The following is a 15,431-nucleotide window of genomic DNA, read 5'->3' as shown; positions in this document are numbered from 1 at the left end:
AAAAATTTCATTTCTGATATCCATTAAATATCAATGAACCTCAAGCAACTGAACCAGTTCATCGCTCTGGCCGAAACCGGCAACTTCCACCGTGCCGCAGAGCAGTTGCATATGGCTCAGCCGCCGCTGTCCATCTCGATTCGCAAGCTGGAGGGGGAACTGGGCAGCGCCCTGTTCGATCGCACCAGCACCGGCGTCGTGCTGACGCCTGCCGGCAAGGCCATGCTGGAGAGCGCACGCGCCACCCTGTTTCATGCCGAGCAATGTCGCCAGGCTGTGCGCGATACCAGGGAGGGCGTGGGCGGCCTGATACGGCTGGGCTTTGTCGGCTCGGCCACCTACGAACTGCTGCCGCGGCTGATCCCATCGTTTCGCGACCGCTACCCCAAGGTGGGACTGGAGTTCTATGAGGCGACCAGTGCCGAAATCCTGGAAGGGCTGACGACCCGGCGCTTTGATGCCGGCCTACTTCGCTACCCCGTGCTGGAGCTTGACGAAGGTATTGAACTCACGCCGCTGGATCAGGACGAGTTCATGCTGGCCGTCTCGGACAGCAGTCCCCTGGCGCAGCGCGATGCCATCGCTCTGTCCGAGGCGGCGCACGAGCCCTTTGTGATGTATCCCCAGGACACGGTACCCAGCCTCGCCGCGCTGGCCAAGCTACGCTGCCAGCAATCGGGCTTCACCCCCCGCATTGCCCAGGAGGCCATGCAGGTGCAGACCATCATGAGCCTGGTGGCCTCCGGCCTGGGCGTGGGGCTGGTCGCAGGCGTATCGCACCTTGTTCAGCCACGCGGCGTGAAATGCCTGTCCCTGCTGGACAACCCGCCCGGATTTCATGTGGGCATAGCACTGGTGCACTCGAGCGCACCGGGCAGCCGGGCCGTGGAAAAGCTCATTGAACATGCGCTGCAACATGCCAAGCTGCCGGCAGCGCCCTGAATTCGCAGCGGCCAGCGCGCACCGGCCTCGGCGGGCTCAATGGAAATCCCGGCTGTTGAGTCCGACCTCGGCAAACCGCCCCAGCCAGCGGGTCACATTCCTGGCCTTCATCACGACCAGATGGCGAACCGCAGGTTCATCCCCGTTCTGGGCCGCAGGCATATTCCCTGCTGATTCCGACGCCTCCAGTTGCGGAGCCGTGCTGCGCTGCCAGATGCCCTCCACGGCCAGCAGACGCGAAGCCAGCAACGCAGAGCGCCAGCGGGCAAAGGTCTGGCTCCATACCACCAGGTTGATGACGCCGGTTTCGTCTTCGAGCGTGATGAACAGCGTGCCGTTGGCGGTAGGCGGGCGCTGGCGCACGGTAACGATGCCGCAGGCGCGTACCTTCTGGCCTGGCAGCATCTGACGCAGCTCGGCTGCAGTCTTCAGCCCATGGCGTGCCAGCCTGGGACGCAGCAAGGCCAGCGGGTGGCGGCGCAGGCTCAGGCCGGTGGCGGCATAGTCGAACATGATTTCCTCACCCTCGGCGGCCTGGGGCAGCTCAAGCCTCGGCTCATGAATGGCGGCCTGCGCAAAGATGGGCGGCAGACTGACCTGCGCAGCAGCATCCCACATCTGCTGGCGGCGGTGACCGGCCAGGCTGCGCAGCGCATCCGCCGCAGCCAGGGCTTCCATATCCGCCTTGTCCAGCCGGGCCCGGATGGCCAGATCGCTCACGTCCTTCCACGGAGCCTGCGCAGCTTCACCCTCGATTCGCAGCGCTGCGGCCTTGCCCAGCCTGGCAACCCGGTTCAGCCCCAGGCGTACGGCCGGCTGGGGCTGGGCCACGCCGCGTATGGCTTGCACAGGGGCTTCCAGCGTGCAATGCCAGTGGCTATGACAGACATCGACCGGCAGCACGCGCACTCCGTGTCGGCGCGCATCCTGCACCAGTTGGGACGGCGAATAAAAACCCATGGGCTGGGCATTGAGCAGCGCCTGCAGAAAGATGGCCGGCTCATGGCGCTTGAGCCAGGCGCTCGCATAGGCCAGCAGCGCAAAGCTGTAGGCATGACTTTCAGGGAAGCCATATTCGCCAAAGCCCAGCATCTGCGCAAAGATGGCCTGAGCGAATTCCAGCTTGTAACCACGTGCCACCATACCGTCGATCAACGGGCGCTCGAACTTGTGTACACCGCCCTTGCGCTTCCAGGCCGCCATGGAGCGGCGCAGCTCATCAGCCTTGCCGGCCGAAAACTTGGCAGCATCGATGGCGATCTGCATCACCTGCTCCTGGAAAATAGGCACGCCCAAAGTGCGCTTGAGCGCATTTTCGAGCTCCGGCTTTTCCAGCTTGAGCGGCAGCTTGCGGCGCGCACGCTCGCGTGCCAGCAGATAGGGATGGACCATGCCGCCCTGAATCGGGCCTGGGCGCACGATGGCAACCTCCACCACCAGGTCATAGAAGGTGCGCGGCTGCAGGCGCGGCAGCATGCTCATCTGGGCGCGGCTTTCGATCTGGAAAGTACCCACGGTATCAGCCTGGCAAATCATCTCGTAGGTCGCGGCATCCTCCTGCGGAATCTGGTGCAGCTCCCATGGCTCGCCGCGCCAGCGGGCGCGCTCGTTCAGGGCATTGCGCAACATGGTGAGCATGCCCAGGGCCAGCACATCGACCTTGAGCAGGCCCACGACATCGAGATCGTCCTTGTCCCACTGAATGACGGAGCGCCTGGCCATCGTGGCAGGCTCCACGGGCACCAGGCGCGTGAGCTTGCCCTCGGTCAGCACAAAGCCGCCCACATGCTGGCTGAGGTGACGCGGGCTGTCCTTGAGCTGCCAGGCCAGCTCTATCCAGAGGCGCAGCCGATGCGCGCCCACTGCGCAATGCATCTCGCATGCCAGCACCTCGGCTTCCTGGAGCTTGCGCTGCACCCAGTCTTCGGGCAAAGCTTCGGGCACCTGGTCCTCCTCTGCCGCATCCGCCGTCTCGGCATGCGTCTGTGCTTGCGCCTGGGCATGCTCGCTGAACCAATACTGCCCCTTGGCCAGGGCATCAATCAGATCGGCCGGCAGGCCCAGCGCCTTGCCCACATCGCGCAGCGCGCTGCGGCTGCGCCAGCAGCTGACCACGGCCGTGAGTGCGGCACGGTCGCGCCCATATTTGCCGTAGATGTACTGGATGACCTCTTCGCGCCGCGCATGCTCGAAGTCCACATCGATATCGGGCGGCTCGCCACGCTCCTTGCTGATAAAGCGCTCGAACAGCAGATTGCCACCATGCGGGTTTACCGCGGTGATGCCCAGACAGTAGCAGACCGCAGAATTGGCCGCCGAGCCGCGCCCCTGACAGAGAATGCCGACGCTGCGCGCATAGCGCACGATGTCATGCACGGTGAGAAAGTACATCTCGTACTTCTTGTCCTCGATCAGCGCCAATTCTTTGTGCAGCTGATCGCGCACTTTCCCGGGAATGCCCTGGGGATAGCGTCCCGCCGCACCCTCCCAGGTCAGCCAGGCCAGGGTCTGCGTGGCCGTCATGCCGGCCAGCACGCTCTCCTTCGGATAGTGGTAGCGGATCTCGTCCAGGCTGAAGCTGCAGCGCCCGGCCAGCTCCAGCGTCGCCTCCAGCATGGCCCTGGGATAGAGCGAAGCCAGTCTCAGACGCGAGCGCAGATGCCGCTCGGCATTGGGCTGCAGCGCAAAGCCGCATTCGGCCACGGTGCGCCCCAGGCGGATCGCCGTGACCACATCCTGCAGGGGCTTGCGCGAGCGCGCATGCATATGGACATCGCCGCAGGCCAGCAAGCGCAGCCCCAGCGCCGCGCCCGCCTGCTGCAGGGTCTGCAGCCACAGGCTGTCGTCGGGCGCCAGGTGCAGCTCCACACCCAGCCAGAGGTTTTCAGCATCAAGATAGCCCGAAGCGCCTTCCAGGCAAGCGGTTACAGCTATCAAATCCGATGCATCCAGCTTCCCGCGCTGCGGCAGCAGCAGGCACTCACAGCCTTGATTCAGCAGCTGCCAGGGGCTGGATTCATCGACCAGATACTCCCCTTTGGCAGCCCGGCTGCGTGCAGTGGTGATGAATTCACAGAGATTGCCCCAGCCCAGCAGATCACGCACCAGCACCACGATCCTGAGCGGACCCCAGGCGAATTCGCTGCCATGGATCAGATGCAGGCCGCAGTCCCGCGCCGCTTCAAAGGCGCGCACGGCACCGGCTACCGAGCATTCGTCGGTCAGCGCCAGCGCCGCATAGCCCAGGCTTTTGGCCCGGTGCACCAGCTCGGCAGGCGATGAAGCACCGCGCAGGAAGCTGAAATGCGAGAGACTGTGCAGCTCGGCGTAGGCCAGCGGCCCTCTGCCCATGCCCTGAGCCACGGGACTGGCCGGTATCGCGGCAGGCGGCGGCCCCGCCAGCCGCAGAGCGGGAGCGGGCGGCTCGGCCATGATCTGCTCAGCCATACATGCCTTGCGCAAACCAGCTGGCAGGGCTGGATGTCATGCCCATCAGGTGTTCGCTGCGGACGCGCTCGCGGTAAATCCAGACATGTCCGACCACGGCGTTATAGGCCACGAAATAGTCACGCTCGGCGAGGCCAGCCTGGGCATCACCAGCCGCATCCCACCAGCCGGACTCCAGCCTGTAGGGCCCAGCCCTGAGCTGCAGCGGCCCATGCCATTGGGGACGATTGGCCTGCACGGGCAAGGCCTCGGGCTGAGGCAGCAACCAGGGCGGCCACAGCGCTTGCCAGGGGTCGGCACAGTCGGGGTGACGGCCGCGATGCGTGCCTTGCTGCCTGGGCTGCGCTCCCGCTCCAGCCTGGGTCGCGTCTCTTGCAGCAGCCGGATTCTTGCTCTGCAGCAGAGTCGCCGCAGCTTGCCAGCACTGCATGCGCTCGGGGCGGTGGTCAGCCAGCGGCTGCACCATCTGCACGGCCTCCTCGCCCCAGCGGGCGCTCAGGCGTTCCACCCATTCATGCCAGGCCAGACTGTCCGACGGGCTCTGGCCCTGGGCGGCAGGCAGGCAGCTCAGCGGCTCGGCCGCCCAGGCAGCCGTCTCCAGCGCCTGCAACTCCAGCATGTCCACGGGGGCGCGCCAGCGCTGCTGGCGCAGGTGCTCATTCAGCAGGCGCTGCAGATGCGCCATGCCCTGCGTGGGCTGGGCCGTGCGGATGACAAGCGATTCCCAACCCGGCAGCTCCTGGCCGTCGATACGGCGCAGATCATGGTGCCAGCGCAATTGCAGCGCCAGCACCGCATGGTGACGGGCCTGCAGCCAGGACTGCAGCGCTCGCAACAGCGGCTGCGCGGCATGGAGCACGGCATCGGCATGGTGGGCCGGATAACCCAGATCGTGGCGCAGCTCGAATTGCTGAGGCAGTTGCAGCCAGTCAAGCGGCTGGGGCAGCAGACCATAGGCCTCGTCGAGCGCACGCAAAGCCTTGGCTCCAATGCGGCGCGACAGCCCCGCGCGCGGCAGTGCGCGCACATCGCCCCAGCACCGGCAGCCCAGGCGCAGCAGCACGGCGCTGTGCTGCTCCAGGGCGCTCAGCGTCCATAGCGGCAGCGCATCGGCATGCGGCGATGACTCAGGCACTGCCAAAGGAGCAGAGACGGAGCCGCAAGGCCGGCCCTGCTGCAGCCGCAGCCGTGCCAACGCCTGCCAGGCCGTGCGGCCCCGTCCGCACAGCGGCTTGGCGACTGCGGACTCCGGCAGGCCTGTCGCAGCGGCCTGGCGGGCTTGCGCAAAAGCACTGTCCAGCCGCGCCAGCAAGACCTCGGCCCCGCCCCAAAGACGCTGCACCATGCTGGTCTCCATGAGCAAGGCGTCTTCGAGCAAGGCCACACGCGGCGAAAACTCCAGCGCCCACCAGCAGGCACTCTCGGGCACCGGGCTTGACTCGCTCAGGCAGGCCAGAGGCCAGGCCATCCAGTGCTCTGCACTGCCCATCTCATGCCTCCGTCATCCAAGGCGAGACCGTTGCAGGAGCGGCGGCTGTCATGCGCCCTTGCATGAGCATGGCAGCCTCCTCGCTCTGGCGCGCATGTCTTTGTGCCTGTGCCTGCAGCACGGGCTGCCAGGCCCACTGCGAAAGCGGGAGCTGTATGGGGCGCTCCAGCAAAGGTCCACGGCGCTTCAGTATCTGTATCTGCAAACCCGGTGCCTGCTGGGCAGCGGAGACTGTCGTGACTCTCTCCAGTCTCAGCCGCAATGCAGCAGGAGAGCTGCATGGCTCGGCCTGCGACTCCTGCCATAGCCACAGAGGCCGCCCCAGCGAAGCGGCAGCCAGCTGCAAGCGGCGCAGCGTGGACGTGGGAAGTTCAGGCAACCAGGCCAGCACCGCCAGCACATCCCGGCAATGCAGCGCCTGCTCGCAGGCCCAGGCCAGATCCTGGGCACTGCGCCCCGGCTGCACCGCGCACAGCCGCTTTGCGTCAATGCCGGCGGCCTGCAAGGCCGGGGCGAAGGGCAGATAGGGCGGAGCCACCAGCACCAGTTGCCCCATCCGCGTATCCCCGCGAGAAGCCGCATGCTGCTGCACTCTTGCGGACAGCGCAGGCAACAGCAAGGCCCACTCCGCATGACAGTGCGCGGGTTGCTGCAGCTGAATCAAGGCGTTGCCGGGCCAGCCACCACCGGGCAGCTCGCAGTCCAGCGCTGCATGGCCACTGGGCCAGACATTCCGCGAGGCATCCAGCTGCCAGTCCGTGCCGCGCCAGACACCGGGAATCTGTATGGCGGACAAATGCGGGTGGCCCGCAGCTTGCAGACCCCGCCGTGCGGCCTGCCCTGTACCAGCCTGCTTCCGGACAGACTCCGTCATGCCTGGCAGTGAGCCAGGGCGGGCCAAGGACGTCAAGGACTGGGTGTGCATAGGAATATTCTCAATTACTGTACAAATATACAGTCATCAGAATTTCCGCGCAAAACAAGGCCCTAAGGCCAGTAGCAGATGCAGCCTACCCTTGTTGATCAGGCGTCACGCGCTATCAACAATACTTTTCAGAAGGTCACAAGCAGACGCGGCAAAGCACGCCGCACTGCGGCGTGATCAAAAAAATCTTGAAGAAATACTCGTGTAGCGCCCGTTCATCAAGCGCCTGCAGCTATCAAACTTGAGGACAGCCGTCCCCAGGCGAAACTCTGAGTCAATCGTGTCAGTTCAGCGACGGCCTGTCGGCATTCAGGACAGAATTGCGACCAGCCTGTGGCATCAGCTGGGCACAGGCCTCGCACCATTCGGCCACGGCGACCTCCAGCGTGGAGCCGCCCTGCCCCAGCGTGGGCCAGCGGCGCAGGCAGTCGTTCATGATGGCCTGCAACTGCCACAAGGCCTCGCGGTTGACCAGGGCCAGCTCGCTCATGCCCATCGCATCATCCTTGAAGAATCTCAACACATCCAGCTGCTGGCTGGGGTGGGAGCCGGCTTCGGCCAGCTGTTTCTGCAGTTGTGCAAGACTGGTCTCCACGAGCACCGCCGCCTGCGCATCGGGCATTTGCTGCCAATGTTCGGGAAACTCGCGCCTGAGCTCGCTCCATTTGCGCAGCGCGGCCTCCAGTGCCGCGATGCTGTGCGAGAACTCGGCCTGCAGCGGCGCTAGCGGCTTGCCGGGACTGATTTCGTCGTAGAGCAGCGGCAAAATCAGGTGCACCAGATCGGCCGGATAGCTCTTGTGGTTCATGCGCAGCATGAGCGACAGGCGCTGGCCCGGCATGTCCGTGAATTTCTCGAAGAAGGCCGAGACCACCTCGGCCAGCAGCAGCACCTGCCCCATGGGCGAAATGGCGTTGCCCTTGATGCCGCGCGGATAGCCGGAACCATCCATGCGCTCATGGTGCTCGAGCACGGCGATTTCCACGGCGCGCGAATACAGTTCTGTGCTGCGCACCACCAGCATGGCGGTGACGGAATGCGCGACCAGATGCTTGCGTTCCTCGCCGCTCAAGCGGTGGTCCGGGTCGGTCCAGACCGGGTCCATATAGAGCATGCCTACATCGTGCAGCAGCGCGGCCGTGGCCAGCGGCACGCATTCGCGCTCGGTCCAGCCGTTCTTGAGCGCCAGAAAGATCGCCACCAGAGTCATCTGCAGGCTGTGCTGGTAGAGGTCGGTGCGCTGCTCGCGCATGACGGTGAGCTTGAAGGCAATGGCCTGGGGCAGCAGCAAGCTCTTGAGCGGTGCCAGCAGACGCTCGACATCGCCGATGGACGCCACCATGCGATGCAGCAGATCGACCTGCTCGCATTGCTGGCGCGCCAGAGCGACCAGGGATGCCACGTCGACCAGGTCGCCCGTGACCAGGTTGGCATCGATCGGGTCACGCAGCTTGTGCATGACCAGACGGTCATAGAGACGACTGTCAACACGTGTGCCTTTGTCCACCAATTTCATGCCCTTGTCGGTATAGATTGCATCGCCTGTCATGACCTCCGTATGCTCGGCCATATCGGTGACTGCGCGCAAAAAATGTACATCGGTCTCGTGCCCCTGCGCACCAGCGTTCTCACTCATCAAAGCGCTCTTTTTCTGTCTGCTCAATCAAACTCGATTGTTGCAGATTGCAATAATTTGTGGGCCACAATTAAAGCAAAAAACCGCTTACATCGCTTGTCCTATCGACTCCGGCAGCTATTAATTCTGCTGATCCCGCAGAAAAGGCATAAAAAAAGAACCGCCGCAGCGGTTCTTGCCCGGGAGCGCAGCGCCGCTTATTTCAGCAGCGTCACACCGGTCTTGGACTGGATCTCGTCAAAGCTCACGCCCTCGGCCAGCTCCACCAGCTTCAGGCCCTCGGGTGTCACGTCCATCACACCCAGATCGGTGATGATGCGATCCACTACGCCGAGACCCGTCAGCGGCAGGGTGCAGCTGGGCAGAATCTTCAGGTCGGTCGTACCGTCCTTTTTCTTGGCCACATGTTCCATGAGCACGATGACGCGCTTGACGCCCGCCACCAGGTCCATGGCTCCGCCCATGCCCTTGACCATCTTGCCGGGAATCATCCAGTTGGCCAGATCGCCTTTTTCGGACACCTGCATGGCACCCAGAATGGACAGATTGATCTTGCCGCCGCGGATCATGGCAAACGACTGGTCGGAGCCGAAGATGGCCGAGCCGGGAAGCGTGGTCACGGTCTGCTTGCCGGCGTTGATCAGGTCGGCATCGACCTGGTCTTCGGTCGGGAAGGGGCCGATGCCCAGCATGCCGTTCTCGGACTGCAGCCACACTTCCTTGTCACCCGTGTGATTGGCCACCAGTGTGGGAATGCCGATACCGAGGTTGACGTAGAAACCGTCTTCGAGTTCTTTGGCCGCGCGCGCGGCCATCTGGTCTTGGGTCCAGGGCATAAGAGCCTCCTGAATAAATCTTGATTGACGTTATTGGTAGTCGCCGGAGTCGATCATGGCCTGCAGGTGCGAAATCACACCATCGAGCAAGTGCAGCAGATCGACGCTCCGGCCGTCTTCGAGCCGTTTGAGGACCATGTCGCGAGCCCCCACCTGGATGCTGGTTTCGCGATAGCGCACAACGGGGTCGGTTCCCCACTCGTCGCTCACCATATGCCAGTCCATATCGTCCATTTCGCAGCTCAGCGCGTCCCCCAGCACCACACCCAATCCTCGGGCCAGCAACAGGTTGTCGGCCGATACCAGGCCGCGATCGAGCAACGGCTGCAACTGCCCCAGGCCCGAGCGGTCCATGTTCCAGTCGCTCAGCCCCAGTTCACGGGCCGCGGCCTGGCACACCAGCAAGCGCTCGCGGACCAGTTGCTCCAGCTCCTGCGCAGCCAGCGCACGAAAGATTGGCAGGTCGGCCTGGGCGGCAGCCTCGGGCGAACAGGACGAATCCACCATGGTTCAGGCTTCGCGCACGGTGCGCTTTTCGATGCGCTTTTCGGGACTGGCGTTGTGCACGATGCGGTGCACATAGATGCCGGGCAGATGGATGTCGTCGGGAGCGATCTCGCCCACTTCAACCAGCTCCTCGACCTCCACCACGCAGACCTTGCCGCAGGTGGCTGCCGCAGGGTTGAAGTTGCGCGCCGTCAGGCGGAACTGCAGATTGCCGCTCTTGTCCGCGCGCCAGGCCTTGACCAGGGATACATCGGCCACGATGGCGTGCTCCATCACATAGGTCTCGCCATCGAATTCGCGCAATTCCTTGCCCTCGGCCACCAGCGTGCCCACACCGGTCTTGGTGAAGAAGGCGGGAATGCCCGCACCGCCGGCGCGCATCTTCTCGGCCAGCGTGCCCTGGGGCGTGAATTCCAGCTCCAGCTCACCGGCCAGGTACTGGCGCTCGAACTCCTTGTTCTCGCCCACGTAGCTGGAGATCATCTTCTTGACCTGGCGGGTGTCCAGCAGCTTGCCCAGGCCAAAGCCGTCCACGCCGGCGTTGTTGGATGCCACCGTGAGGTTCTTGACGCCGCTGGCGCAAACCGCATCGATCAGGGCCTCGGGGATACCACACAGGCCGAAGCCGCCAACGGCCATCAATTGCCCGTCGGCCACCACGCCCTGCAGCGCCGCTTCTGCGGATGGGTAGAGCTTTTTCACACATGTCTCCTTGAAATTGGATGCGCTACGATACTACGTACTTGAGTAAGTAGTTTTTCGTAAAGAGCAGTACCATGGTTGTGGATTACCGGCTGGCGTTCGATGCCGCCCCTGTAGGTCTCGTCATCTCGCGCAACCGCATCATGATTGACTGTAATCGGCAATTGTGTGAAATGTTCCATGCCTCGCGCGAGGTACTCATAGGACAGACGTTCCAGGTGCTATACCCCAGCGTTGACGAATACGAGCGTCTGGGCGCGCGCATCGCTCCAATCCTGAACACCACGGGCATCTACTCCGACAACCGCATCATGAAGCGCGCCAATGGCGAGGTATTCTGGTGCCATGTCAGCGGTCGCACGCTGGACCGCAACGATCCCCATGCCTCGGGCATCTGGAGCTTCGAGGACCTCTCGGCCCACCGCCCCGTCAAGGCCGAGCTCACGGGCCGCGAACGCGAAGTGGCGGCACGTCTTCTCGAAGGCATGACCAGCAAGGAAATCGGCAAGGCACTGGCCATCAGCCATCGCACCGTGGAAATCTACCGCGCCCGGCTGATGCGCAAATACGGCGCCTCCACCGCAGCCGATCTGGTGCACAAGCTGGTAGCCGGCTGAGCCGCTGCCACAGCTGAGGCCGGGTAGGTCAACGACCTGATTTGATGGCTCATGCTTGTGCAAACAGGCAGGCTCGCATACGCTCAAAAAGTCACAGTCTCAGTCACTTTGCGAAGTACCTGAACCCGACTTTCCGTCGGCTCAAGACTCGACCCGTATTTCTTCCTATGGCGCTGCTTAGTAATTTCAATAGCACAACACGCCCTTCAGGCCAGCCGCGCACCGATAATTCATCTCAGCCAATCGCAAATAGCTATTGAGTTGTATTGATTGATATCGATCATTGATTGATATCTGTTTCCTGGACCTACCGACCTGTCGGATCGTTGAAACGGAGAGCCCCATGACTACTGAATCCAAGTGCCCCTTCCACCAGGGACAGAACAGCGAAACCGCCGCCGCAGGCAACGCCACCAGCAACAAGGACTGGTGGCCCAATCAGCTGCGCGTGGATTTGCTGAGCCAGCACTCCGCCAAAAGCAACCCCTTGGGTGAAGACTTCGACTACGCCCAGGCTTTCCAGAAGCTGGACTATGAAGCCGTCAAGCGCGACCTGCGCGCCCTGATGACCGACTCGCAGGACTGGTGGCCTGCCGACTTCGGCCACTACGGCCCCCAGTTCATCCGCATGGCCTGGCACGCAGCCGGCACCTATCGCATTCAGGACGGTCGCGGTGGCGCGGGCCGCGCCCAGCAGCGCTTTGCGCCGCTCAACAGCTGGCCTGACAACGTCAACATCGACAAGTCGCGCCGCCTGCTGTGGCCGATCAAGCAAAAATACGGCAGCCAGATTTCCTGGGGCGACCTGATGATGCTGTGTGGCAATGTCGCACTGGAAACCATGGGTTTTCGCACCTTCGGCTTCGGCGGCGGTCGCGTGGACACCTGGGAACCCGATCAGGACGTGTACTGGGGTGCAGAGAAGGAATGGCTGGCGCCCACCCAGAACCCGCACAGCCGCTACAGTGGCGAGCGCGACCTCGAGAATCCGCTGGCCGCCGTGCAGATGGGTCTGATCTATGTCAACCCCGAAGGCCCGGACGGCAATGGCGACCCCCTCTCGGCCGCGCATGACATCCGCGACACCTTTGCCCGCATGGCCATGGATGACGAGGAAACCGTGGCGCTGATCGCCGGCGGCCACACCTTCGGCAAGACCCATGGTGCGGGCCCCGCCAGCCATGTGGGCGCCGAGCCCGAAGCCGCCGGCCTGGAAGCCCAGGGCCTGGGCTGGGCCAGCAGCTACAAGTCCGGCAAGGCCGGCGATGCCATCACCTCGGGCCTGGAAGTGACCTGGACCCAGACTCCTGCACAGTGGAGCAATTTCTTCTTCGAGAACCTGTTCAAGTACGAATGGGTGCAGGAAAAAAGCCCTGCCGGTGCCATTCAGTGGGTTGCCAAGGACGCTGGCGATGTCATCCCCGATGCACATGGCGGCCCCAACAAGAAGCCCACCATGCTGACCACCGACCTGTCGCTGCGCATGGACCCGGCCTACGAGAAGATCTCGCGCCGCTTCCTTGAAAACCCACAGGCTTTTGCCGAAGCCTTTGCCCGCGCCTGGTTCAAGCTGACCCACCGCGACATGGGCCCGCGTGCACGCTATCTGGGCCCCGAAGTACCCCGGGAAGAGCTGATCTGGCAAGACCCCATCCCTGCGGTCAAGCATGAACTGGTCAACGACGCCGATGTGGCCTCCCTCAAGGCCAGGCTGCTGGCATCGGGCCTGTCGGTGCAGGAGCTGGTGGCCACGGCCTGGGCCTCGGCCTCTACCTTCCGCGGTTCGGACAAGCGCGGCGGCGCCAACGGTGCCCGCATCCGCCTGGCTCCGCAAAAGGACTGGGCAGCCAACAACCCTGCGCAACTGGCCAAGGTACTGGGCAAGCTCGAGGAAATCCAGCGCGAGTTCAACAAGGCTGCCGAGGGCGACAAGCGCATCTCTCTGGCCGACCTGATCGTGCTGGCCGGCAGCGCGGGCGTAGAAAAAGCGGCCGCAGACGCTGGAGTGAAGATCAGCGTGCCCTTCACTCCCGGCCGCGGCGACGCCAGCGACGAGCAGACCGATGCCGAATCCTTCGCACCGCTGGAGCCCAAGGCCGACGGCTTCCGCAACCACCTGCAAGGACGTTTCCCGGCACCCGCCGAAGCCCTGCTGATCGACAAAGCCCAGTTGCTGACGCTCACGGCCCCCGAGATGACCGTGCTGATCGGCGGCCTGCGTGCCATCAACATCAACACCGCCGGCAACCACGGCGTGCTGACCCAGACTCCGGGCAAGCTGACGAACGATTTCTTCGTCAACCTGCTGGACATGGGCACACAGTGGCTGCCCCTGGAAGATGGCAACTACGAAGGCGTGGACCGCAAGAGCGGCGCCAAGAAGTGGACCGGCACCCGCGTGGACCTGGTCTTCGGCTCCAACGCCGTTCTGCGTGCCGTGGCCGAGGTCTATGCCGAGAAGGGCAACGAGCAGAAGTTCTATCAGGACTTCGTCGCTGCCTGGGCCAAGGTCATGGAACTGGACCGCTTCGATCTGAAGAAGTAACAGGGGAAGTAACAGGGCGCGCCGGGGCGAAAGCCCCGGCTCCAGGAAAGCCCAAAAAGAAAACGCTGCCAGCGCCTGTCAATCAGGCCCTGGCAGCTCTTTTTTCAGGAGCAACACATCACATCTCTCGCTCGACTGCTTCCTGAGACAGATCCCAGCCCAGCACAAAGACTTGGTACTGCTTCTGCCCGCTGTCGTCGCTGCAGACCTCGGGGCCGGACTCGCTCATATTGCCGTTCAGACCCAGTCCTTCGCGCAGCGCGCAGGAATCCGTCTGCTCGGCCAGCACAAAGCGGCCGCTACCGGTACGCAAGGCGACCCGCCCGAAAGACTGCTTGAAGGCGACAACGGTGGCTTGTTCTGACATCAGAACTCCTTCGCTGTTGTTGGCTGTTATGGGTTGCAGCCAGGTCCGATCAGGCCTGGGCTGGCGAAAGTCCTGCTATTTCAGCCTGTGTGTTCCCGATCTCCGTTAGGCTTGCGATGTTTCCCAATCAAGCCCCACAAGCCATGCTTTTCATCCTGTTCAAACTTCTGCACCTTCTGGCCATCATCATCTGGGTGGGCGGCATGTTTTTCGCGCATTTCTTTCTGCGCCCTGCCGTCCAGGGCCTGCAGCCACCCGAGCGCGTGACGCTGATGCATGGTGTGCTGCAGCGCTTTTTTGCCTGGGTCACGGTGCTGGTGGTCGTCGTGCTGGCCACCGGCATCGGCATGATTGGCAGCATTCATGCCATGGCCGCCCAGGCCGGCGGCCAGTTCAACATGCCGGTCAACTGGATTGTGATGAGCATTCTGGGCCTGGTGATGATGGCCGTGTTCGGTCATATCCGCTTCGCACTGTTCAAGCGCCTGAATGCGGCCGTGCAGCTCAAGGACTGGCCCGCCGGCGGCAAGGCGCTGGAGAGCATCCGCAAATGGGTTTCCTTCAATCTGGCCCTGGGCCTGGTGATCGTGGTCGTGCTGCGCGTTCCGCTCTGAGGCGGCAGCAGCCTTCAGCAAGCCCGGCCCTCATGGCCGGGCTTTTTTTATAGGTACTGCAAGGCTCCGGCGCATACCAACAATGCGCAAACTGCTTTTGTTTTCATAGCAACAAAAGCAGAGACTGCGCAGGCAGGTACGGATCCATTCAAAACCTTGCTGACATTTTTTTGCAGCTGCACAATAATTGCCGACTCAATCATTGACCAAGCAAATATTGGTGGCGCCATTGCAAAACCAGACCGACCCCATCATCGACCCGCAGGACGAATCCAGCTTCTTCTACCAGGCGGGGGTCTACGCGCCGGACAAAAGCATTGGCTTTCTCATGCGGCGTGTCCTGAGCTCCATCCTGCAACTGGCCGACGCCCAGCTGGCCGAGCAAGGACTGACCTATGTGCAGTGGCTGCCGCTGTACAAGCTGCTGGTCTGCGCCGACACCAATAGCAGCACGCTGGCCAAGGATCTCGCCATGGACCCGGCTTCGGTGACGCGCGCACTGGACCGCATCGAGGCCAAGGGGCTGCTGCGCCGCGAGCGCTCCACCGCCGACCGGCGCGTGGTGCATCTGGTGCTCACCGAGGAGGGACGCAGCGTCGCCACCCAGGTGCCCAAGGTACTGACCAAGGTGCTCAACGGCCATCTGCGCGGCTTCAGCCACAGCGAATGCACGCTGATGCTGTCCATGCTGCAGCGCATGCTGGTCAACGGCGATGCATTGCGCGAGGCCCTGACCCAGGAGCCCGCCAGGCCCCCCATCCAAACGAACGAGGCAGGCCGCCCCCCGGGGGGCTAGGCTGGCCT

Annotated in this window: 13 protein-coding genes; 5 read left to right on the top strand and 8 right to left on the bottom strand. The window is 63.4% G+C overall.

What is annotated here, in order from left to right; all coding sequences use genetic code 11:
- The first annotated feature begins 33 nt into the window (after positions 1-33).
- Positions 34-942 carry a LysR family transcriptional regulator gene (locus tag FSY59_RS16095; protein WP_148729312.1) on the top strand — a complete coding sequence of 303 codons (909 nt, stop codon included), beginning with the start codon at positions 34-36 and terminating at the stop codon, positions 940-942.
- A 36-nt stretch (positions 943-978) separates the two neighbouring features.
- Here the strand turns inward: FSY59_RS16095 and dnaE are convergent, their stop codons facing one another.
- From dnaE to FSY59_RS16060, 7 genes are all read right to left on the bottom strand, one after another.
- Complete coding sequence (dnaE, locus tag FSY59_RS16090) at positions 979-4,389, bottom strand: DNA polymerase III subunit alpha (RefSeq protein WP_148729311.1); 3,411 nt, start codon at positions 4,387-4,389, stop codon at positions 979-981.
- A complete protein-coding gene (locus FSY59_RS16085; protein ID WP_148729310.1) occupies positions 4,382-5,878 on the bottom strand; it encodes a hypothetical protein in 1,497 nt (498 codons plus the stop codon). Before FSY59_RS16085 ends, dnaE begins: the two co-directional genes overlap by 8 nt.
- Before the next feature lies 1 nt (position 5,879).
- A complete protein-coding gene (imuA, locus tag FSY59_RS16080) occupies positions 5,880-6,752 on the bottom strand; it encodes a translesion DNA synthesis-associated protein ImuA (RefSeq protein WP_255439509.1) in 873 nt (290 codons plus the stop codon).
- A gap of 334 nt (positions 6,753-7,086) precedes the next feature.
- A complete protein-coding gene (locus FSY59_RS16075) occupies positions 7,087-8,439 on the bottom strand; it encodes an HD-GYP domain-containing protein (protein WP_148729308.1) in 1,353 nt (450 codons plus the stop codon).
- A gap of 197 nt (positions 8,440-8,636) precedes the next feature.
- Positions 8,637-9,275 carry a 3-oxoacid CoA-transferase subunit B gene (locus FSY59_RS16070; protein WP_003055433.1) on the bottom strand — a complete coding sequence of 213 codons (639 nt, stop codon included), beginning with the start codon at positions 9,273-9,275 and terminating at the stop codon, positions 8,637-8,639.
- 30 nt (positions 9,276-9,305) lie between these two features.
- A complete protein-coding gene (locus FSY59_RS16065; RefSeq protein WP_148729307.1) occupies positions 9,306-9,782 on the bottom strand; it encodes a DUF3806 domain-containing protein in 477 nt (158 codons plus the stop codon).
- 3 nt (positions 9,783-9,785) lie between these two features.
- Positions 9,786-10,484, bottom strand: coding sequence for a CoA transferase subunit A (locus tag FSY59_RS16060; protein WP_003055435.1), 699 nt, complete (start codon positions 10,482-10,484; stop codon positions 9,786-9,788).
- Positions 10,485-10,558: 74 nt separating this feature from the next.
- Here FSY59_RS16060 and FSY59_RS16055 point away from each other — a divergent pair, with 74 nt between their 5' ends.
- Together FSY59_RS16055 and katG are read left to right on the top strand one after the other, a co-directional pair.
- On the top strand, positions 10,559-11,101 hold the full coding sequence (locus tag FSY59_RS16055) for a PAS and helix-turn-helix domain-containing protein (RefSeq protein ID WP_003055436.1): 543 nt from the start codon (positions 10,559-10,561) through the stop codon (positions 11,099-11,101).
- Positions 11,102-11,444: 343 nt separating this feature from the next.
- Positions 11,445-13,646 carry a catalase/peroxidase HPI gene (gene katG / locus FSY59_RS16050; protein ID WP_148729306.1) on the top strand — a complete coding sequence of 734 codons (2,202 nt, stop codon included), beginning with the start codon at positions 11,445-11,447 and terminating at the stop codon, positions 13,644-13,646.
- A 118-nt stretch (positions 13,647-13,764) separates the two neighbouring features.
- Here the strand turns inward: katG and FSY59_RS16045 are convergent, their stop codons facing one another.
- Complete coding sequence (locus FSY59_RS16045) at positions 13,765-14,013, bottom strand: hypothetical protein (RefSeq protein WP_050874784.1); 249 nt, start codon at positions 14,011-14,013, stop codon at positions 13,765-13,767.
- A gap of 143 nt (positions 14,014-14,156) precedes the next feature.
- Here FSY59_RS16045 and FSY59_RS16040 point away from each other — a divergent pair, with 143 nt between their 5' ends.
- Both FSY59_RS16040 and FSY59_RS16035 read left to right on the top strand, forming a co-directional pair.
- Positions 14,157-14,627 (top strand): CopD family protein, encoded by a 471-nt coding sequence (locus tag FSY59_RS16040; RefSeq protein ID WP_187427929.1) that lies wholly within the window; start codon positions 14,157-14,159, stop codon positions 14,625-14,627.
- A 220-nt stretch (positions 14,628-14,847) separates the two neighbouring features.
- Positions 14,848-15,423, top strand: a complete 576-nt coding sequence (locus tag FSY59_RS16035) for a MarR family winged helix-turn-helix transcriptional regulator (protein WP_148729304.1) — start codon at positions 14,848-14,850, stop codon at positions 15,421-15,423.
- Positions 15,424-15,431: the final 8 nt, after the last annotated feature.

It is taken from the genome of Comamonas sp. Z3, from assembly GCF_008121565.1.
Lineage (GTDB): Bacteria > Pseudomonadota > Gammaproteobacteria > Burkholderiales > Burkholderiaceae_C > Comamonas > Comamonas brasiliensis.
Note: the sequence above shows the minus strand (reverse complement) of the source record. Positions and strands in the feature narration are given on the sequence as shown.

What these genes read in the sequence shown, in the direction of transcription:
- imuA (WP_255439509.1), bottom strand. Translation starts at nt 6,752, where the DNA reads ATGACGGAGTCTGTCCGGAAGCAGGCTGGTACAGGGCAGGCCGCACGG.
- FSY59_RS16070 (WP_003055433.1), bottom strand. Translation starts at nt 9,275, where the DNA reads ATGCCCTGGACCCAAGACCAGATGGCCGCGCGCGCGGCCAAAGAACTC.
- FSY59_RS16055 (WP_003055436.1), top strand. Translation starts at nt 10,559, where the DNA reads ATGGTTGTGGATTACCGGCTGGCGTTCGATGCCGCCCCTGTAGGTCTC.
- katG (WP_148729306.1), top strand. Translation starts at nt 11,445, where the DNA reads ATGACTACTGAATCCAAGTGCCCCTTCCACCAGGGACAGAACAGCGAA.
- FSY59_RS16075 (WP_148729308.1), bottom strand. Translation starts at nt 8,439, where the DNA reads ATGAGTGAGAACGCTGGTGCGCAGGGGCACGAGACCGATGTACATTTT.
- FSY59_RS16045 (WP_050874784.1), bottom strand. Translation starts at nt 14,013, where the DNA reads ATGTCAGAACAAGCCACCGTTGTCGCCTTCAAGCAGTCTTTCGGGCGG.
- FSY59_RS16095 (WP_148729312.1), top strand. Translation starts at nt 34, where the DNA reads ATGAACCTCAAGCAACTGAACCAGTTCATCGCTCTGGCCGAAACCGGC.
- FSY59_RS16085 (WP_148729310.1), bottom strand. Translation starts at nt 5,878, where the DNA reads ATGGGCAGTGCAGAGCACTGGATGGCCTGGCCTCTGGCCTGCCTGAGC.
- FSY59_RS16040 (WP_187427929.1), top strand. Translation starts at nt 14,157, where the DNA reads ATGCTTTTCATCCTGTTCAAACTTCTGCACCTTCTGGCCATCATCATC.
- dnaE (WP_148729311.1), bottom strand. Translation starts at nt 4,389, where the DNA reads ATGGCTGAGCAGATCATGGCCGAGCCGCCCGCTCCCGCTCTGCGGCTG.
- FSY59_RS16065 (WP_148729307.1), bottom strand. Translation starts at nt 9,782, where the DNA reads ATGGTGGATTCGTCCTGTTCGCCCGAGGCTGCCGCCCAGGCCGACCTG.